This window comes from Rothia nasimurium (assembly GCF_004569295.1).
Classification (GTDB): Bacteria; Actinomycetota; Actinomycetes; order Actinomycetales; family Micrococcaceae; genus Rothia; species Rothia nasimurium_B.
Map to the genome: position 1 here is coordinate 1 of NZ_SPQC01000008.1, position 19,294 is coordinate 19,294.

At 49.0% G+C, this 19,294-nt stretch carries 15 protein-coding genes; 6 read left to right on the top strand and 9 right to left on the bottom strand.

Annotated features, from left to right (window positions below; genetic code table 11):
- On the top strand, window positions 1–116 hold a 116-nt coding region (locus E4U03_RS12740), incomplete at its 5' end, for an IS3 family transposase (protein ID WP_135011154.1).
- Window positions 117–163: 47 nt separating this feature from the next.
- Here E4U03_RS12740 and E4U03_RS03190 read toward each other — a convergent pair.
- From E4U03_RS03190 to E4U03_RS03205, 4 genes are all read right to left on the bottom strand, one after another.
- Entirely contained in the window at window positions 164–3,328 is a 3,165-nt protein-coding gene (locus E4U03_RS03190) for an N-6 DNA methylase (RefSeq protein ID WP_209304111.1), read from the bottom strand.
- A 738-nt stretch (window positions 3,329–4,066) separates the two neighbouring features.
- Window positions 4,067–9,148 carry a MobF family relaxase gene (gene mobF, locus E4U03_RS03195; RefSeq protein WP_135011548.1) on the bottom strand — a complete coding sequence of 1,694 codons (5,082 nt, stop codon included), beginning with the start codon at window positions 9,146–9,148 and terminating at the stop codon, window positions 4,067–4,069.
- Between the two features lie 465 nt (window positions 9,149–9,613).
- A complete protein-coding gene (locus tag E4U03_RS03200; RefSeq protein ID WP_135011549.1) occupies window positions 9,614–9,958 on the bottom strand; it encodes a hypothetical protein in 345 nt (114 codons plus the stop codon).
- A gap of 124 nt (window positions 9,959–10,082) precedes the next feature.
- Window positions 10,083–10,376, bottom strand: a complete 294-nt coding sequence (locus E4U03_RS03205) for a hypothetical protein (protein WP_167752250.1) — start codon at window positions 10,374–10,376, stop codon at window positions 10,083–10,085.
- Between the two features lie 465 nt (window positions 10,377–10,841).
- On the opposite strand from E4U03_RS03205, the gene E4U03_RS03210 reads away from it, so the two are divergent.
- Entirely contained in the window at window positions 10,842–11,255 is a 414-nt protein-coding gene (locus E4U03_RS03210; RefSeq protein WP_135011551.1) for a hypothetical protein, read from the top strand.
- Between the two features lie 451 nt (window positions 11,256–11,706).
- On the opposite strand, the gene E4U03_RS03215 is transcribed toward E4U03_RS03210, so the two are convergent.
- The 3 genes from E4U03_RS03215 to E4U03_RS03225 form a co-directional block, all read right to left on the bottom strand.
- Window positions 11,707–12,294: a hypothetical protein gene (locus tag E4U03_RS03215; protein ID WP_135011552.1), complete on the bottom strand. Its 588-nt coding sequence runs from the start codon at window positions 12,292–12,294 to the stop codon at window positions 11,707–11,709.
- A gap of 871 nt (window positions 12,295–13,165) precedes the next feature.
- The gene (locus tag E4U03_RS03220) at window positions 13,166–13,519 is read right to left on the bottom strand and encodes a ribbon-helix-helix protein, CopG family (protein WP_135011553.1); all 354 of its coding nucleotides are present in this window, start codon (window positions 13,517–13,519) and stop codon (window positions 13,166–13,168) included.
- A gap of 2 nt (window positions 13,520–13,521) precedes the next feature.
- Window positions 13,522–13,758 (bottom strand): toxin, encoded by a 237-nt coding sequence (locus E4U03_RS03225; protein WP_135011554.1) that lies wholly within the window; start codon window positions 13,756–13,758, stop codon window positions 13,522–13,524.
- A gap of 245 nt (window positions 13,759–14,003) precedes the next feature.
- Between E4U03_RS03225 and E4U03_RS03230 the strand changes: the two genes are divergently transcribed.
- From E4U03_RS03230 to E4U03_RS03245, 4 genes are all read left to right on the top strand, one after another.
- Entirely contained in the window at window positions 14,004–14,621 is a 618-nt protein-coding gene (locus tag E4U03_RS03230; protein ID WP_135011555.1) for a GNAT family N-acetyltransferase, read from the top strand.
- 968 nt (window positions 14,622–15,589) lie between these two features.
- Window positions 15,590–16,237, top strand: coding sequence for a hypothetical protein (locus E4U03_RS03235; RefSeq protein ID WP_135011556.1), 648 nt, complete (start codon window positions 15,590–15,592; stop codon window positions 16,235–16,237).
- Between the two features lie 34 nt (window positions 16,238–16,271).
- Window positions 16,272–16,481 carry a hypothetical protein gene (locus E4U03_RS03240; protein ID WP_135011557.1) on the top strand — a complete coding sequence of 70 codons (210 nt, stop codon included), beginning with the start codon at window positions 16,272–16,274 and terminating at the stop codon, window positions 16,479–16,481.
- A gap of 728 nt (window positions 16,482–17,209) precedes the next feature.
- Window positions 17,210–18,160 carry a hypothetical protein gene (locus E4U03_RS03245; protein WP_135011558.1) on the top strand — a complete coding sequence of 317 codons (951 nt, stop codon included), beginning with the start codon at window positions 17,210–17,212 and terminating at the stop codon, window positions 18,158–18,160.
- A gap of 328 nt (window positions 18,161–18,488) precedes the next feature.
- On the opposite strand, the gene E4U03_RS03250 is transcribed toward E4U03_RS03245, so the two are convergent.
- Window positions 18,489–18,764, bottom strand: a complete 276-nt coding sequence (locus E4U03_RS03250) for a hypothetical protein (protein ID WP_135011559.1) — start codon at window positions 18,762–18,764, stop codon at window positions 18,489–18,491.
- A 13-nt stretch (window positions 18,765–18,777) separates the two neighbouring features.
- A complete protein-coding gene (locus E4U03_RS03255) occupies window positions 18,778–19,287 on the bottom strand; it encodes a single-stranded DNA-binding protein (RefSeq protein ID WP_135011560.1) in 510 nt (169 codons plus the stop codon).
- Window positions 19,288–19,294: the final 7 nt, after the last annotated feature.

Here is a 19,294-nt window from a genome sequence, read left to right on the forward strand (position 1 = left end):
GTCAGGCGGTTGATGACTATATCTATTGGTATAACAACGGTAGGCTTCAGGAGCGATTAAAGGGCCTGGCTCCGATGGGGTATCGGAGCCAGGCTTTGGCAGCCCTGACGGTCTAGGATTAAACCAGTCCAACTTTCGGGGGCTAGTTCAAAACCAGCGGGGCCTATTGTGTGCGCCCTGTGGGGCTCGAACCCACGACCCACGGATATACGTGCGGTTGTGCAGCCCCTCGTTGCAGTGTCGAGATGATTTGCTCTTGAATGAACTTCAAATAAAAGAAAACCCACCGAGTCGTCACTCTCTCGCTGGCTTGGATAGTCGTACAATCAGAGGCGAAGATAGGTTCTGCCCAGTAATTTACATATCCGGCATTAGCACCAGATGCACTTACCGTAATAACGTGAGCTTCTCGGTTAGCTTTATCTGTTAGATATGCATGTTGCTTACCACCAGCAACAACCTTAACGTCTCCCTCACCGGCAGACTGCTGCGTTATGGTCTCGCCCTTACGAATATCAACGTTGACCAGTTTCCCTAATGTTATTAACGGGTACACTGAGTTAACGGAAATTTTTTTATCAGCAGTTAAGGTTATAACATTTGCGAAAGAAGGCCTGGAAAAATTAAATAGCTCAGAGGTATCAATGAAAGATAAATATTTTTTCTTCTCTGTAGAGACCTCGTGTTTCTGGCCAGCAAAAGAAGTGCGGATGGCGGCAGCCAAAGTTCCAGGTGCTTGCCTATCTTTTTCATCGTATAGCATTCCACCTGGCTTAATAATTTTTATGCCTTCACTACCTTTGCGGTTGCTCCAGTCGTATCCTAAGAACTCTTTTTGTAGTTTATTTTCAGAAGGAGCCGTAATCACCAAAGTTTGGCAGTTGTGGGAAAGTGCAAAGTATCGCAGTTTCTCTTGCTCAAGTGTGCGGGCATGGGTATAGAAACGAATTAAACGACGTTGCTCTTTTTCGTCTTTGCTCAATTCTTTGAATATTTTCTTCTTTGTAAAATCTATCCAGGCTTTAGAGTCGTTAAATGTTACCCAGTAATTCTTGAAATAGTCTATCTTTTCGATATATTCTACTGTTGCATTTTGGTCGATGACGATAGCGCGGTACTCGTCTTCAGCAACGTGGATACGACTAAGGTATGCGCTGAAGATAGCCTCATCATCCCAGCCAGCTAAGTCAGCCCCCGAGAGAATAGACTGAACTGTATCATCAATCAGGTGAATCTGTTCGGGCGGAGTCGTGTACTTCTCCAAAAACAGTACTACCGTGTTTGTTCCTGTCGCTGCAAATGTTTTACTTCCTAATTGCACAACAGCTCTAATCATGAAATTTTTCATAAGCACTTCACGTGCTGCGGCATAGCTTTTGGGCTCGTTGGTGAGGAATGAAGAGGGCAAGATAATGGCGGCGAGTCCCTGAGCTTTCAGCAACTGAGCCATACGCTCTATAAATAGTGTTTCTATTTCCCCACCGGTATCACTCACAGCATGTATCACTTGGGATGTATTATGCGTCAGGTGCAGGTGCTGTTTGAACGCTTTAACTGAGTAGGGCGGATTCGCTACGAGGATATCAAAGTGATGGTTGTTGATACCTTGATCAGGGTGATTATCCAGGCCGTCACCGAATACTATGGTCCCCTCCCCTGCCCCGTTCATGAAGAGAGATACTTTGGAGACACGGGCAAGACGGTAATCTTTTTCGATACCGTGGATATGGTTCCGTACCCATTGGTTATTTCGCGCCTCTTCTTGGGTTGAAGTAGAAACGTCCGCACCGAGTACACTGTTCACAGCAGAGACAGCTTCTGTTAAAAAATGCCCTGAGCCGCATGCATAATCAATTATTCTAGGGTACTTATTCTCTGCTACTCTTTGAACGAAGCGTTCTAAAGGCAGTGAATCCCAGATAAATCTCGTGATGGGCATGGGGGTGAAAAATTGTCCCTCGTTCTGCTTGAAGCCCTTATTAAGCAGTTGCTCAAAGAGATCACCTAGAAACTGGTGCTTAGAGGGGTAAACAATCCGGTGGCGCTCAAAAAGCTGAACCACCTCGATAAGAACCTTGCTATTTTGCAAGAAAAGCTCTTCGTTATGGACATCTTTAAAGGCAAAGTCATTATTTGAATAATACTTCAGCTTGCGGATGACCTCACTGAGGTCCTCAATAGCTTTTTTGCGATTTTCTTTAGTGTAGTTTTTGAAGAGCTCTTCAGGGTAGGCAGAGGATACGTAAAACATCTCCTCCTTCATGAACTCTTCCATTCCTTTTTTATGCAAGAGTTGCAATCGGTCTTGAAGATTTTCGTAGGTATCGACCCCTAGGCGATACTGGAAGTCAACGATATCATTGTCAGTCTTTTCGTATTCATCAACCAGTTTACAAATAAAAAGAGCAATCAGTTTATTGAATGCGTTTTCCTTATCTGACACATTGTTATGGCGAAGAATTTCTTCAAACTGATTGACGATTTTGCTAGCATCTGACTCACTAAATTCTTTAAGATACTTTTTACGTAGAGGGAGTACTTGAACATTATAGGCAGAGGCTTCGCTATTGAATATAAGATCGCCTCGACGCAGCTGCCCGTAGGTCTCTTTCCACACTGAAAAAAGTTGTGAAACTGTAGTTGCTTCTTGATAAAGGGTGATTGTCCCGTCTTTGAGCTTCTGCTTCTTCTTCTCCGGGTCATCGAATACAGGTATAACCTCTGCCTGATGTACTACAGAATTTTCGATAAAGTCCGTTGTGTAAAGACATAACCATTGGGCTGAGCCTTCTTGTTGGCGATATGAGAAGAGCTGTCCACCATCTGCGAGAATTTTTCGGTACTCTCTATTATATTCCGCGCCTGGCGTTTTGCATTCAATGATAGTGATGACATTCTCACCGTTAGCGTCGTATACGCAGATGTCCGCTCTTCCACCTTTTGCTTCGTGCCCCAGCTTCCAGCGTTTTTCTAGTTCGATGTGCTCAGGGCGGTACCCTTTTTGAAGAAGTCTGAATACACATTCAAGTACCACAAAGTTTTCTGGGTGGGAAAAGTTTGTGGTTTGCTTTTCATTGACTCTTAAAGTCTCAGGGTAGACTATTTTCTCAGCTTCAAAGTCTACTTCTATTGCTTCGCCCCTTAGAGGGTTATATACACCATACAGCTTCTTCCCACATTGTTCGAAGCCTAAAGAAAGAAGAGCTGTCTTCAGGTTGCTTTTAGTTATCATGTTTTCTGCCCCTAGCGAGAAGTTATGATTTTTGGTGTGATAGGTTCCGGCCAAGAATGCGCCCCACAGCCTATACTTATACAGTTTACGTGGCAACTTTCGGCCACCTTGCGCTGCACCCTCCAATTTTACATTGCCACCATGCAAGCAGAACGTTTACTTCCATATGGTTTCTGGATAGCAGCCCAATAGTAGGGCCCTAGGGCTTCATCCCAGACAGAACGCGCAAAGCATACTTGACTAGTGGATACATAAAACTACATATGCTGTATAGACAGCCTAGCTCTAGTTACATGAAATAGCCCCAAATAATACAAAGCACCAGATGTGCCGGCCTAGTATTTCGCATCTTCCACGAGGTTTTAAGAGATGTGCCGAGCAAGCCTGCCCGGCACATCAAAATAATATAGTGAGGTGATTCATGTCGATACTCGACATAATCGGCCTCATCGGAAGTCTCATCACTATCAGATACCTCATCAAGGATATCCTCAGATGGGCGATAGGCTCGGCAAAGCCTACCGATGACGCTAAATAACTAGGTGAGGGCCTGCCCCTGCTACGGGTAGGTCTTCACCCCTCACTATACAGCAGAGGGGACACGAATAGACACATGAAAGTCTCAAGAACAACTTTCCTATTGTGCAGTCTCATGGCTATCTCTTGGGTGGCTCTGGCTGCGTCCTCTCCCGTATGGTGGCGGCTGGTAGCAGCAACGCTTTTTATGACGTTGGCAGTTGCCACTGGGTTCTTACGCACTCGTAAGAACTAAGAGAAACCGCCTCTCAACCTTCATTTGAAGGTTGAGAGGCGGCTAAATTAACCGACAGGAGACTAAAGACGCGGTCCGCGACGGGAAAACTCCTGCTGCTCAGCACCCCGGCTCGCTTGCTGAGGAGCTTGGGATTCCATAGGCTTCATAGCCTTCACCTTGGCTGCTAGCTGGCTCAAGGAATCCGCACTACTGCTTTGAGCTCGCTTGCTCTTGAGCTCAGCAACGACCTTGGCCTGCTCCAGGTTGGCCTTAGCCTGAGCAAACTGCTGCTGGGCTACCGTCACCTGCTGTTCAGCCCACTGGTAAACCGGAACAGTATTGAGCCATTGCCTATCGTTACTAGGCTTCGTCACACTACCGTAGACAGCTATGTACTGCTCCTCTAGGAAATGGTACTTGCGTTCAGCGTGCTTAATCCTCTGGGGGTTACCAGATTCTAGGGCCTTATCATAGCCATACTCTGCCTTGCTCAGTAACTTCCAGTCAGCAAAAGCAGAGCGGAGTACATCGGATTCCACCAAAGACCGGTGGGCCTGAGCTTGGGCAACAGTCCCCTTAGCAATATTGGCCTGGTTCAGTGCCTCGACTAAGGTAGAGTCTCCAACCTTGTGAGCTAGACGCTGGGCCACTTCCATCACCTTCTTTTCCTCCTGTTTCCTTACCCGGTCAAGATCAAAATCTTTGTCGGTCAGAGGTTTGATTTCCCGCTGGGCCTCAATGAGCTGCTGCACTTCAGAGACTTTATACTTCTGCGCATAGGCAAACTCAGCGTCCAGAGCCTGATCAGTGAGCCTATTTGGAGCAATCCAGGTTGAAGAGAGACGAGAACGCTTATGAACATCAATAACCTGCTCTTGCAGATAGGCGCCCCGCTCACCCTCTCTGTATTTCTTAGGCACAGCATTTGTCTCGTAGTCAGGGACATTGTATTTGTGGCGGTAGGCTTCTACCTCAGCAGCTACCCGGTACCAGTGTCTAGCATTACGGGTGTTAGCAGGCACAGGCCCTAGTTCCTTGGTCCACTCAGGCTGCTGGGCAGCTAGTTGACGGCCGCGAAGTTCAATCAGCTCAGCGATCTGCTTACGGTGCTGGGTGAGCGCTGCCTTAAAGTCGCCGGGAGTGTACTGGTCTTTCTCCCAGAAAGTATCAAGGCTGTAGCGCGAGATACCCTGCTGAACAACGTTTTTAGGTGCTGGTTGTTCCAGGGTCGGCAGCAGGTTCTGGCGCATCTTTTGTTCATGTACCAGAGCGTCTCGAACGGTGAATTTAGCCTTGGAGCGCGGAATCTCTCCACGCACTAGTTTCTCTACTTCTTGCTGCTCGGCTGAGGCCCAGCGACGGCGGGCAATCTCAGCAGACATCTGACTGACCTTCTCATTGAGCTGGGCGTAGGCCTGAGGATCTTTTTCGTTGGCTGTTAGGGCCTTGTTAGTCTGCACCAGGCGCTGGCGGAGCTCATCGGTAGGGGCTAGAGCATAGGGGTAGGATGCCCAGTTCGGTTGCTCAAGCTTACGTTCTGAAAGGGGAATGGTTGTTTTCTTAGCTTGATGAACCAGCCGGTCAAGGTGCTCGTCGCTGATAGCTGCTAGAGGGCTGCGCAGGGTATGCGTCCGTTTCTGGGCGTCATCTTCGCGGATATTTTGGATACGCCAGTGCAGTACAGCAGCTACGTCCTTTGCATTCCCTAATTCTCCTGAGGAATAAGCTCGGCTGAGGACTTCTACTGGATCTAGGCCGTGGCGGTAAGTATCTGCCAGCTCATGGGCTAGGGCACCCCAAGCAGGACATGAGGCTAGAGCCCGCGCTGTGGGCTCTCCTAGAGCGTGGGCTGCAACGGTTTTCATGCCTTCTTCAGTAGCCCGCACCGATAGGTCCTCATAGATATCGATGCGGTGGGCAATATTCAGGTGTTCATCGTAGAGACGCTGGACTTCTTCATGGACTGAGAGATTAGTGTCGTAGTTATTGGTGATGGCTTCGAGGACTTCTGCCTGGGTGTTGTTCTCGTCGGTAACGACGTAGAGGTTGTTAGAGTCTCGTCCTCGTGAGAGGGCAACGTAGGCTCCGGCTCGGTCGGTGGAGGAGGTGACTGCTGCGTGGACGGTATCGACGGTTGAGCCTTGGGCCCGGTTGATGGTGGCAGCATACCCTAGCTCTACCTCAGTTTTAACGTAGCTTTCTGGAAGGGTGATAACCCCGCCGCTAGCCTGGTTTTTGACTTTCAGAGAACCGTCTTTGTGTACGTGTTTAACAATCCAGAGATCCCCGTTTTTGACGAAATCCTTTCCTCGATTGAGCAGTAATCTTCGGTTATTTTCGCGGGTAACAATGACGTCCCCCTTGTATGCGCGAGATCCGGTGTGCAAGGTGGTATAGGTCCCGGTCTTTACCTTGCCTAAATCGATAGCTCGCACCTGGGCTAGTTCGCTGAGTCTGGTGACCTCGTCATTGGTACCAGCGAGCATAAGCGAGTTCTTACCCTCTTCGGTGTCTTTAGCCCAGGCAGCAAAGACACTATCGAGCATGGTTTGGGATTCGCCAGAAACTATCCGGTTGTTCTCTAGGTACCAGTCAAAGGGCTTATCAGCTCCGTTGATGGCCGGTTCGCGTAAGGCTAGAGAGGCTGCCGCTTCTTCCTGATTGCGGAAGCGGTAGACATCCTCAAGGTAAGTTGCGCCTGCTTCTCGTTCGATCAAGCGGAGGGCTCCGCCTGAGCCGATGGCTGCTAGCTGTCGGTAGTCACCGATACCTCGGACTACTGCCCCGTTAGCCTTGGCCATACGAATAATTGCAGCCAGCTTCGGCGTAGAGACCATGCCGATCTCATCGACGAGCAGCATATCGCCGGGGTTCAGTTCCATCGGCGTGATGAGGAACTTATCAAGAGTATCGGCTTCAATACCTAGTTCCTGACGCATAACGGACGCGGCTGCCGCGGTGGGTGCAAGACCGATTACTTGACGTCCTGCTGCGGTAGCTGCTGCAACGGTGAGCTTAGAGCTGGAGGTTTTACCAGCGCCGGCCGGGCCGATACCGATTGATAGTAGTTTCTGGCTGGTGGCAAAGTCCTTGGCCATAGCCCGCTGGGCATCAGAGATCAAAGCACCTGATTCAAGTAGCTTCTGCTCTTCTTGGGCGAAGATTTCAGGGGTTGAAGAAGGGATGCTGTGGTGGATGGTCGCAGCCTCAATGATGGCCTGTTCATCGTTGAGGATGCGGTGGGAGGTGAAGACTTTATAGTCAGCGTTCAGGTAGATGCTGGTGCCGTCTTTACGGCGTGCTGAGTCTGGATAGAGCTGCTCTTCATAGTTATTGAGGTTGATAGAGACAGCCTCAGTGGCCTTGAGAGTGGAACGGAATTTATCCTCGTCAATACCGGCGCCACCGGTTATATCCCGGAAGTAGCGTTGGGCTTCAGCTTCGATATTGGATTTGCGCCAGGTGCTACGAGATTCTTCTAACCGGGCAATAATTTTGTGAGCGTGTTCAATATCTGAGGTGGCAAGGGCCTGAGCGATGTCCTTGGCAATAGAGCTGGCCTGCTTGGTGCTCTCACGTTTAAGATGCTTGAGCAGGTCTTCCCCAGTAGGGAGTTTAAGCTTGGATTCGTTGACAGACTGAACCCACTGGGTGTTGAGCTCTGAAAGAGATTTCACCTCACCTTTGGAGGGACGGGTCTCTAAAGTAGCCTGCTGTTGAAGCTTAATGCGCTGGTTAGCATTGGGTGGGTAGCCGTGGTTTTCGATGAACTGCTCAACGAGTTTATCGAGGGTTCCATCGATGTCTTGGCGGCGAGCTGAGAAGTGATGGATGGCTTCTTCATTGATACCGGCAAGCTCATGAATAACTCCACCGTGCTTTTTACGGGCTGCAAATTCTAGACCTAAATCTTGATGGATGTGCTTAGCGATTTGGGTGTTGTAAAGCTCGGATGCTGCCACATTGTAGGAGTAGAGCATCCGCCCATCCAGGGTAAGCCAGCGCCCATCCTGGCCTTGAACCTTGTTTGCGATGACCATGTGGTCGTGGATGTTGGGGTCGCCTTCGCGGGAATCATAGTGGCGGTATTTGGTGGCGATGATGCCACTGTCAACGTCTTCTTGGGCTATACCGCCTTGGCCTCGGCGGGTGTAGATGACCTGGGATTCAAGGTAGTGTACGACGTCTTGGATAGCCTTTTCGTGGGCATTTTCGATACCGGTTCGCAGGGTTTCATCTCCCAGTCCCCAAGCAATCGAGACGGATTTGGGAGGGGTGAGTACGGCGTCAAAACCTGTGATGATTTGTTGCTTGGCGGTGGATTGCTGGGCCATCCATTTGCGCAGTTCTACATCGTTTTTAGGTTCGCGGTGGTGCTCTTGTCGGAAGGTAATTGCACCTGCTTCGCGTTTTATGGCGCGTAGTTCAGCACCGGATGCTTGGCGGTGTTGTTGGCGGAAGAAGGCAGCTTTTTTCTCTTCAAGCAGGCGCATATAGGGGGTGTCTGCTTGCTTGAAGGTGTGGGTGTTTTCGGCCTGCTGGTTGTCCTTGGTGCGAGCTGCTTGTTCTGCTTTTTGAGCGTGGGAGGCTGCTAGTTTTTTCTCCCAGTCGCTCATTTTGTAGGTGCGCAGGAAGTTTTGTTTGAGGGCTTCTTTGTCGTCAATATCGGTGCCTGAGGGGTAGGGGCTGAGGTCGTTTCCGCTCTCTTCTAGCTTGGCAAGACGATGGCTAATTGTGCGTTGAGCGAGTCGTTTACCATCCTCTGATAGGTACTCTGCTATCTCTTCTTGGATCTTCCCGCAGCGCTTAGCGTAGACGGTTTCCCACATCTTCTGTGCGAACTCTAGCCGCTTCTCTTCATAGGCTTGAGTTTTGATTTCAATGTAGTTTAGAGCCCGGTTCTTGAGCACATCCGAGAGTTCTTCTCGGGTTACAGGAAGCTTATAGCCAGAGAAGAGGATGTCCATCTGATGTTCAGAAACAGTCCCGTGTAGCTCTAATTGGGCTGCTCCTGAGCCCACCCATTGACCGGGTGGTAGCCCTTCGACGGTGTAGTAGTCACCGATTTTTCGCCCCTTAGCACGCAGAACATCGCCGCTTGCGATCTCCTGGGTGTAGTAGCGCCAACCGTCCCCGGCTGAGAGCTTGTGAAGGGTCATCATAGGGATATTCTAGCACTTACGTTATTATGAGTAGATCATAATAGAAATACCTGACTTATTGGATGCATGAGGTGTAACCAAAAATTCAGCTCTTTAGCTATGGACGCCTCTGGGGGAGCCTGCGGAGGAAGAGGCGTCCATAGCTAAAGAGCTTTTTGTGTTCGACATACTTGTCGCGGTTTTACACATGAGGCCAGCTTGTGTGCAGGGCTATCCATAGATGGAGGAGCTTGCGGGGGAATCTGTGGATAGGGCTGTGCATCAAAGCTGAGGTTATTGTGGTAAATCTGTGGGTAACGCTATAGCGGAGGAGCCTGCGGGGGAGCTATAGTTTTATCCATAGATTTTCCACATTGAGCGCTAGCGAATCCGTGCCGATTGTGCAAAACCGTACGCCGGGCCTTGCCCGGCGCGCGAAGTGCCCCCGTGACCGTTAGGTGGTCACGGGGGCACTTGCCTTTCTGGTTAGCTGGTCATATCCGCCAGATACTCAAGAACTCCGGCGCTGGTCATGAGTAGGTGGTATCGCACTTCTTCAGGAAGATACTTGGGAATGTCCTGCCCGCCCTTATCGCGTACCAACTCAAATGAGCACCAGCCCCGCATTTTGGTGGGCTTCTTCCAGTTCACAAAACAAGTCACCAGGTGAACATACTTCTTAGGAATGTAGATACAGATTCCCTGTGAGGGCTGATGTACTTCATGCTCGGTCGGCTCAGTCTCCAGGTAGTATGCAATTTCTGCCCCGGCGCCTTCCTCGTCAAACATCAGACGGGTCATGAGCTTTTCGGTACTTGCTGAGGTTGTCATGATGATGTTAGTCTTTCTGTGATGGGTCTTAGGTGATTGGTAACGTTTTCTTTCGTACCTAGGACTTGTTGGGTGGCCTGGATGCCTTGCGCGTCCAGGCCATTGTTTTACTGGAGAACTAGGTTTAGGCGTAGTTTGAGTAGTAGAGCTGTTGCCCCTCATAGAGCCAAGCATCTGCAACTGCATTCACCGAAAAGAACGGTGACTCTCCGCCCTTGAGCTTGCGCCTGAGAACCTTATCTGAAACAAAACTGTCCTTAGCTGGCTCGGTGTGCCCGCTCCACCAATCACCGGAATTTGCTCTGCTAATCTCGCCTACCCACACAGTCTTTTCGGTGGCTCTGATGACCTGGTAGAACTCGACATTAGTCTGTTCGTATCCCCATGAGGTGTAGAAAATATCGCCTGCTTGAACCATGATGTGCTCCATTCGCTAGGTGAGAGGGGCGGGTTAGATGTGTGACTGGGAGCCCGCCCCTGTGCCGGTTGGCGGAGCAAAGAGAACTGAGCTGTCAAAGAAAAAATGGCAACCGTTTAGGGCGGTGGGGCACCACTTTTTCTGAGGAAATAAGCGTAGCGCCGAAGGAAAAGGGGATAACCATCGCTGCGAGCTTGCGAGCAGTTGCATTTTTTCTTGGCTCAGTATCTTTGTCGCAGGCAACCGGCATCTCCTATCACCGCGATCAGTAGCGGCCTCACAAATAGAACTTAAGCTTTGGCTGGAAGTAAGCCGCTACTGATCCTGCGGTGAAGCTAGCAGAGCCAGCGGCGCGGTAGCGACGATGTCCTTTTCTGCTGCTAAAAAATCAGTAAGTTCTGTTAAAGAAACATTCCCTCCGGTAGGCTAGAGACAAGAGAATATCCTGTATCTATAGGAGGAGTGTTGGCCGGTCGTCAAAGTAGTGTTGCTGTTAATGCACAGAAAAAGGCAGCAGAAGCTGCTCTAAAGTTTCAGCAGCAGCAGGATCGTTTGTTGGAGCTTGCAGCTGAGTTTTTCTCTATTCCTGAGAAGAATGGTGTGGCTTCCTTGGAGAAGCAGATTGAGGATTTGGAAGCTAAGATTGAGCAGCTTCGAGTGAAGATTGGTGAGCAGCAGGAGAGTTCGCAGATTGAGCAGGCAGCTGTAGTTTCTCGGATGAAGGCTGAAGGTATTGCTGTTGGTGAGATTGCCCAGCGCCTGGTGCTCTCTACCGCTGAAGCTCGTAAGCTGCTGAAACTGGGTGCGGCAAAAGCAGCGACAAAAATCGATGAGGCGTCGGCTGTTACTGAAGATGTAGAGACCTCTTCGGCAGTATAGTAGTTGAGCTGAAACAGAGTGGGGCGGGGCCGCCAGATTTACTATTCTGTTGCCCCCTAGCTTTTTAACTAGGCTGCCTGTAGTTGTTGGACTCGAGACTTCAAGGATGGCAGCAGTATCAGTAAGAGATATACCTTCTTCGCGTTCTGTACGTTCTTAAAAGAGTTCTGGCCGGTGTAGATGAATCCACACCGGCCAGTTATCCATCAGCTTTATGCAGCGCGTGTGCCTTGATGTATTCTGCAGCTGCTAGACGCACAATCTCAGGTTCTTTCTTACCTTGGCGTGCAGCTAGAAGAGCGCTGCTGTCTTTAAACGCGCGCACGAGTGGAGGGGACGCTCCGCACTCTTTACTTACCTGCGGACGGCCCAGGGCAAACCTCGCCAATAATTAGCACCTACTACAGAATCTCTACGGATCACAACCACATCCAACATCACCGTATTACGGTTATCTACTTATAGATTCATGAGGGAGTTCATACGAGAAAACCGTAATTTCTTCTATATAACTTTCACCGGCAGAAACGCCCTGGCCTTGTACCCCTCGAGCGAGAGGAGTGCCCGGGCGCAAGATGGAATCCTGAACCCACTCAGGACACCTCGGCGCCTTATCTGGATTCTCACAATAAATCGTTATCATCCCAAGCTGCGAATCAAGCTCAAGATCATGATGCCTGGTAGCCGTAGTAAAGATAGCCTTTACTTCTCGCTGTTCTTCTAGGTTGCAGGTCAGCACGTTGCATGTATATTTGCCTACGTACGCCTTAGCCACAAGGGTGTCCCCTTGCCACTCGCTTTGAGGGGAAACACTCACTTTTTTGATGGCCTCCAGACTTGTCAGACCATGCTTATGGTAGGCCTTATCAAAGCCGAAACCACGATCTGTTTCCGCATCGTAATAGCCTCTGCGGATAGGAAATTCGCCTGGGGCATTAGGGTTCTTAATAGTGGCCAGAGGCTCTGTTATGTCGTAGCCTTCAGCAGCCAGAGAGGGTGCAGGAGTGACTATAAGCGCAGCAAGAGCTAAAATTGCCACAAGGCTACGGCGTATTCTCTGACTTATCTGAAACCTCCTGGGGCTTATTATGGTTGACTTTCACCTAGAGTGCATTAAATGTTTTGTGGGACAAGAACAGTTCATACAAGAGTATAAGCATAAATTGCACCTATTTGTGCCCTATGACACTTTTTTCGTAGTTCTCTTCAAGAAGACCACTCACCCCAATGAGCTCCTTGCTCTAAGACTGCCTTACCTATCCGCCTGTCAGCAGATGAGACTCTTGTACTACGACCTAGTTGAACCCAGCGCTCATGAGACAACACGTGATGGCAAGATATTCTGGGCAGGGACTCGAGAGGATGATATTCCACTCTGGTCAGAAGAGACCCAGCAGAGGGTGGAGAAAATTCTTGAGGAAACACAACGCGCCTGGATGCCGGGGCCGGTTGACAGCTGGGAGGAGCTAGTCTCTCACCCAGGTAATTTCTAAGATGACATCGAGAAGCTCATGAAAGATATAGTAACTTCGCAGATAGGAACGAGAAGATGAGCTGCCGATAATGACAGAGAGCCGTGAAGCTAGCTTCATCTGTAGTTGCTTTCACACATAAGGTATTATCGCACCGGTGTAAGGAGTGCAGATTAGTGAGGTCAGGATGAATGAGCAAGAGCGCATAGCGGTGAGCACGCATGGGCGCGTCTTTGCCAGTGACACTGTCCTTGCGCCAGAAGATTCAGTAGCCATCATCGCTGATAGCACCAGTCCAAATCCAGCAGGATTCTGGCGCAGGCCCTTTGACAACGTGGCTGAAAAATCGTTGTTCTTCTGTGCTCATGGCTCTACTGTAGCTGGTTCAGTAGGTTCTTAAAAAGTTCTGGCCGGTCCAATTGAACCGGCCAGTTTCTTTTAGGCTGCTGCTAGACCCTTGATAAGCAGTTCGCGTGCTATTTCTGAAGTGCTCTCGCCACGCTTGGCAGCAAGGTCACGGATAGTTGCGTTCAGTTCCTCAGGGAGTCGCAAGTGCAACATGGGTGAGGGATTCTTTTTTGAATCTGCAAGTTTGCGGCGACCGCGTACCATTTTGGCAAGTTCAGCTGGGTCATCAGTGCCAGCGACTTTCCTCAAAAGTGCCCTGGCTGATTCAGCGGCTTCTTCGCCGTAGAGGTGTTCGCCGTCAGGGTCGAGGGTGTAGTCGCCGTTGAGTACATCGTCAGCGCGTTGTTCCCAGTATGCTTCATCGTGAATGAGGTTCTTGTCCATATCTACTTCCTTCTTCCTGTATCCATTGCGTGGTAAATCAGAAAATCTTTTCCATCAAAGCTAGCGATGACTTCAATAAGCCTGTTAGTTTGCCCGTGGGGTGGACCGATGAAGAGGATAGCTTTGTTCCCTCTCCTATCGATGATGGGCTTTTTCTCGACGGCATGAGTCGCCGCGTAGAGTGCGTCTTCCTCTGAGATGCCATGTCGCGCTGCTGACTCGGTGAAGTTGATGACCATACAATAATTATAACTCATAATTGAGTGACAATAAATAGAAGTAAGGCAAATACAGTGCCTGGTTCTGAATCACTTAGGTTTTGACTCAGGCTTCTGACGCAAGACAGAGGGCTTCCCACTCTCTCAGGACACCGGTAGACTAGGTTGCGTCAAAAACGTTCGATTATGAGCCAGTGCTCTAAGGGCTCAGACAAGAACTCATCCTGCATACTGCCCAGTATCAACCAGGAGAGAAAGAAAGCTCCGTGGAACTGAAAATTCTCGAAACTGAACAGGCACAAAAACCAGCTCGACGAATGGTTCACGAACTCATCACTCCAACAAACCTCACCAAGTACAAAGAGGATGAACTTCAACGCCGGAAGCTACGCAATCTCTTCACCACAGCAGGACTTACTGCACCAGAAGTACATGACCTATGGATAGGCTCTTTTGACCGTAGCCAACTGGTTGGTGCTATTCACGCCACGAGCTTCCTGCATCATTGGAACCCCCATGTCGTCTTCCAGCTTGATACCCAAGGTCAAGCAGAAACCCTTGAATCAATTCGCTACTGTTGCGAAAATACCGCCTTTATTGAAGAATTAGCTGTTACCCCAGATCTCCGAGGTCAAGGAATCGGCAAACAGCTACTCCAGGCCTGCTACAGCTATTTCCAAGAACATCAGATCACGAAGTTCTCTCTATCCGCTCGAAAGGCTGAATCACGTGCATTCTTCACCCACGCTGGGTTTCAGAGTTTCAGGCACACCCTGCCTGCAGAGTACTTCAACGGGGTAAGGCCTTTGGAGATGTTGCCTGAATATCGTCTGAGCAATATCTACATGGGAATTAACCTTGAGCCGCAGCCCCTGAAACAGTAAATCAACTTATGAAAATTAATTTATGCCACGTCTCAGCTAACCAACAACAAAACCCTCTAGAAGTCCAGCAGTAGCCCCTCAATACCTACAGACACAGAATCCTATACAGACTTGGGTTTCAGGAGAGCCCAGCCAGGCCCCTGGCCCCACATCTACCCTAACCTACACACAAGAAAATGACGCCACCGCTGCCACCCGACTCAATCGACTTAGCTACTCTACCATTGAGGCCCTCCACCATCTAATAGCTGGCTACTTTATGTTGCTACTAGCTCCTGTGAAGATACAGAGCCGTGATGTATACACCCCTTGCCTCTTCTCAAGAACTACACGGTCTGGAGCTGCTGAACCCGATATTTTGAGAGTTCTATAAGTGCAGCGGTATCAGCCAAAGATACCCCTTTACCGCGGAGTTGCGCGACGACTGACCGAATTTTTCGAGATGCTCCTTCTTCAGCTTTTCGTGCAGCTTACTGTGCTGCACGCGCCTAGTTAAGCTCCTCCTCGACATTTGTATACACAAGAGCAGAATGTCGGCACCGGTGAGTCGTGAAGAGGGGGCTTAGTAAGAACCATAACCCACAAAGGGCGTGCGTGTCCGTGTCCCCGCTAGTCAGAGGGGCTTTTTATGGCCCTAAAGAGGGTCTGAAAAAGAGGGTTTTTGCGCTAGTTATCCGGGGGGGCTTATTATAAGGGTAGGTGAGGCGGGCTCACTGCGAAGCTGCTGGCTCGTCGGCTGGTGTGAATCGCCTAGTGAGCGAAACAGACCAGGCGAGAGAGTCGGCAACAAGCGTGAGCCTGCGAAATCTCTTATGAATAAGTCTCTACATCTCCTTGCGCCTCCTGCATAGCTATTAGTTAGCTCAAAATTCAACACAAATAGAACTAAAATTCTATTGAAGCATCTCACGGGAACAGCGTAGAATACTTAAACCACAGTGCCGTGTTATAAACCCCAAGGACTTAAAATGGTTCCTCAGAAAATTTTTTCTCGCTTCACAGGGGCGCTAGCCCTCAGCAGTCTCCTTATTTTTTCTACGCCCACGCATGCCACCCCTATAGAAGATATCTCTTCGAGAGTAGATTCCTATAGCAACGCTTCTTCAACCGAAGAACTTGCTGATCAGCTTTTAAGCTATGCAATATTTGATCAGCAAAATAATATTATCGCCTTCGATGCGGAGGGTGCACGCAACAGCGGAGCCCCCGAGATAGTTATCGAAGCGGCCCAGGAATTTAACAATAACACTCAGCAGACCCGACCCCTTAACCAATATACAAGGAACCCCGGTAACTCTATAGCAGCTGGCTGGGAGGTCCACGGGAATTGGTGCGGCCCGGGACATAGTGGCCCAGGGGAACCCATTGATTTACTTGATTCACGCTGCAAGGATCATGACCTGTGTTATGGCGAGAAAGGATACTTTAATAAATCCTGCGACTTCCAGCTTGTAACTCGTCTTACAGTGGATATAGTTCAAGGGAAGTATAAGGGATCAGTTTTAGCAAAAGCTATTGCTATTCGAGCTGTATTTACTCCAAACTCAATTATACTACCCAATCCCATTCCGTACTCATCAGGAGTTAACAGGCTAGATGAAACAAACATTACCTAAGAACAAAATTTTTTTCTCAAAAGAGTCACCTCTAATGAGCGTTACCTGCGGTGTTTTAGCGATTACTGGAATGTATGTCATTATTCATAGCGGATTAACTGACGGTAAAGGATGGGCCTGGACGTGGTTTCTCTCTTTAGCAATCATTCCATGCGCAGCTTGGAAAAGACTGTGGGGAACCTTTACTATTGGTATCTTAATTTTCCTTTTCCCTGTCGCCGCAATTCTATTCCAGGGCTTCTAAGGTAAATTTTAGAGGCATGGGGCTCTACCTAGAAGTAGAGCCCCTGTGGTTAAAAGAGTGTTATAAAGTCTTCTGCGCTCAATTCATAATACTTTCCCGGCTTTAGCCCCTGAAACAAACGGTACGCCTCAGCTTTATAACCTAGATGCTCTGAATGGTGCCGAATTTTCCCGACGACGCGTCCTAAGACCTCCACAGGATGAGGCATCCAAGGAAGGCTAGTTGCCAGTGGCGTTAATGCTCCATCGATACTCATTACCCAAACGGCTAAGCGCGGGCTAATAGTACTCTTATGAACGAGCACCTTATACGCATCTCGTGGCCAGGTCGATGCCAGCTCTTCTTCAGACGACTGAGATTCCTCTCTGTAGCCCGATGAACCGATATATGTCATCCCCTCTGGAGACATTAAAGCAATCCCTTGGGGTAGAACACGCAGATCTTGAAACCACGCGGCGGGATTACCTCAGCGATTACTTAGACTCTCCCCCCCCCCAAACCCATGTAGTATGAACTGTGTCACAGAAAGGATGTGAGTTCAGGTTGCCTCGCAAGCTTAAAATCGCCGCATTCACTATAGCTGCCTTGTTTACCCTGTACTGGGTAATCATACTGACAGGTGTTTTAGGATATCTCTTCGACAAAAGTGGGTAAAAATTTTAAAGAAATTAAAGATTATTTCTGTTACAACTTTAGTGATACCTCTTTTATACTCTCCATCCTTTGCCATGGATTCCCAACTAGATGGATCACTAGAAGCGATTTCCAATGTTTCACTAGATGCCACATACCACCCCTTGGAAGGAAACTTACCTAGTGAAACCACAGAGGGGAATTCAGAGAATATTTTTCTTCTCGACTCAGGGGAATTAAAAATTGAAGTCCCTAAGGACTCAGATTCACCAGTATCGATTGAAGACTCCAATTCAAAAACATTGATTACGATGCCGACGGAAGAAGGTGCATCAGACGCCCAGGTTGTCGCTGATTCTGTAGCAGGATTTGAAGGAATAAACTATGACTCCTACGCTTCCTTAAAAGAAACTGGGGATATTCAGTTTTCCACAGCAATAAAAAATATAAATGCCCCGTCTGAATATGAATATAATTTTGTTCTGTCTGAAGGCGAGAAATTTTCAAAAGTAGATAAGTATATCGTTGTCTTGGATTCCAAAGGGGAAATCTCTGCGGTGATTGACGAGCCTTGGGCTAAAGACGCAGCGGGTAAAACTGTTCCTACTTTCTTTGACATAAGGGATAACAAGTTAGTGCAACATGTCGATCACAAATCAGGAGAGTACGCCTACCCAATTATTGCAGATCCGGTTTATTCTCGTGGAATAATTAGTCAGGTTGTAACTGAGCAATGGACAGCTGAGACTCATTGGCATGTTGCCATTAAAGTTACTCTTAAGGCGCGAGCCTTATGGGGTGTTGGACAGATGGACAAAGTGTACCGTGATGGCCTTGCTGATTTGCGGGAACACCATCCGCGTTCTATGAGTAGCGAAAGCATGGCTCAGCAATGGGAGTGCCATGTTGTCGGGCTTCCTGCTACAAGAACCATTGATTTAGAAAGTATCCGCCCGAGTAACCCGCAGTGGCGTGACCGTATCCCGACAATCCAGCAGATTGTTAGAGAGGGTAAGCAGCCTATTTACGATACTTGTAATTGGTGATTGCACGCATAGGGGGGACTGGCTTGCTCCCACCCCCTACTAGCACAAACGAGATTAAAGCATACATTTACTCAGAAGCACTCTCACCACGCTGAGTGACTATGCCGATAAGAAGAACGCCGCTCTACCCCAAAAGATAAAGCGGCGTTCTCTCTAACCTTCTTCTCACCATAAGAGAAGACCAAACCAACGCTCCCCCTCTGCCCTAGCCAGAAAAGAGCTTCCATGCACAGAAGCAAAATACCAGGGTCAAAAAGTTAGCGTCACATGATTTTACTAGCACCCACTAGGGCACCACTAACCATTCTATGCGATAACCCAAGATGATTTACCAAGGAGGCATTCCCCTCGCTAGCAGGTCATTGACAAGATAGATAACAAAACTGATAGCCAGTGCCCAGATAGCGCAGTATCCCAAGAAGGCACGCACCTGAGGAAACCAGCCCAACACAGGAATCATCACGAAAGGAATCCCGACGAACATGCCCATCACCCACACCATCTGATGTACCGTTTTCACAAATTCCCACAGGCTGTGCCGAAACGGTCTTTTATAAGGTGGTGTCGCAAAGGGTTGTTGTGGTTGCACCGGGGGTAGGCTCACAGGGATCCCTTTTCTATTGGTAGCGTTCCTGATTCAAGCCGGCTAAAGGTGGCTCAGCGCGGTAGGGCTGATGCAGGTGGGAAAACGGCTGGTGAGTAAAATCGGTCTGCTCTACAGGGCGATGCTCGATAGGCTCTGATCTCGGCCTCTTACGGTGCGGAGTGACTTTTGTATACCTGGTGCTAAAGCCGATTTCCTCAGCCATCAGCACATTCCAGCGGTGTGTTTCATTTCCGTCTTGTTTAGAGCGTGTGACCAGGTTGCCGGTGACGATGACGCGGTCTCCGCTTTGGAACTGTTCGGTGAGCTCCTCTACGTAGTAGTTGTGTTTTTCAGATCCGCTAGAGCGCACCTCAATCGGCATGAAGGTGGTCTCTCCCTCAACGTAGCCTTGCTCTGCCTTGGAGTAATAGCGTGGGGTTGAGGCAACAGTCATGCGTAGAATCGCTTTGTTTCCCCGAAGGTACTGTACTACCGGGGTTTTGGTGATGTTACCTGTAATGGTCAGTGGAATATCAGTCATAGCTCTA

Coding starts and splice junctions, on each gene's coding strand:
- E4U03_RS03255 (WP_135011560.1), bottom strand. CDS start 19,287: ATGACTGATATTCCACTGACCATTACAGGTAACATCACCAAAACCCCG.
- mobF (WP_135011548.1), bottom strand. CDS start 9,148: ATGATGACCCTTCACAAGCTCTCAGCCGGGGACGGTTGGCGCTACTAC.
- E4U03_RS03235 (WP_135011556.1), top strand. CDS start 15,590: ATGGTTCCTCAGAAAATTTTTTCTCGCTTCACAGGGGCGCTAGCCCTC.
- E4U03_RS03245 (WP_135011558.1), top strand. CDS start 17,210: ATGGATTCCCAACTAGATGGATCACTAGAAGCGATTTCCAATGTTTCA.
- E4U03_RS03225 (WP_135011554.1), bottom strand. CDS start 13,758: ATGGTCATCAACTTCACCGAGTCAGCAGCGCGACATGGCATCTCAGAG.
- E4U03_RS03240 (WP_135011557.1), top strand. CDS start 16,272: ATGAGCGTTACCTGCGGTGTTTTAGCGATTACTGGAATGTATGTCATT.
- E4U03_RS03205 (WP_167752250.1), bottom strand. CDS start 10,376: ATGGTTCAAGCAGGCGATATTTTCTACACCTCATGGGGATACGAACAG.
- E4U03_RS03200 (WP_135011549.1), bottom strand. CDS start 9,958: ATGACAACCTCAGCAAGTACCGAAAAGCTCATGACCCGTCTGATGTTT.
- E4U03_RS03220 (WP_135011553.1), bottom strand. CDS start 13,519: ATGGACAAGAACCTCATTCACGATGAAGCATACTGGGAACAACGCGCT.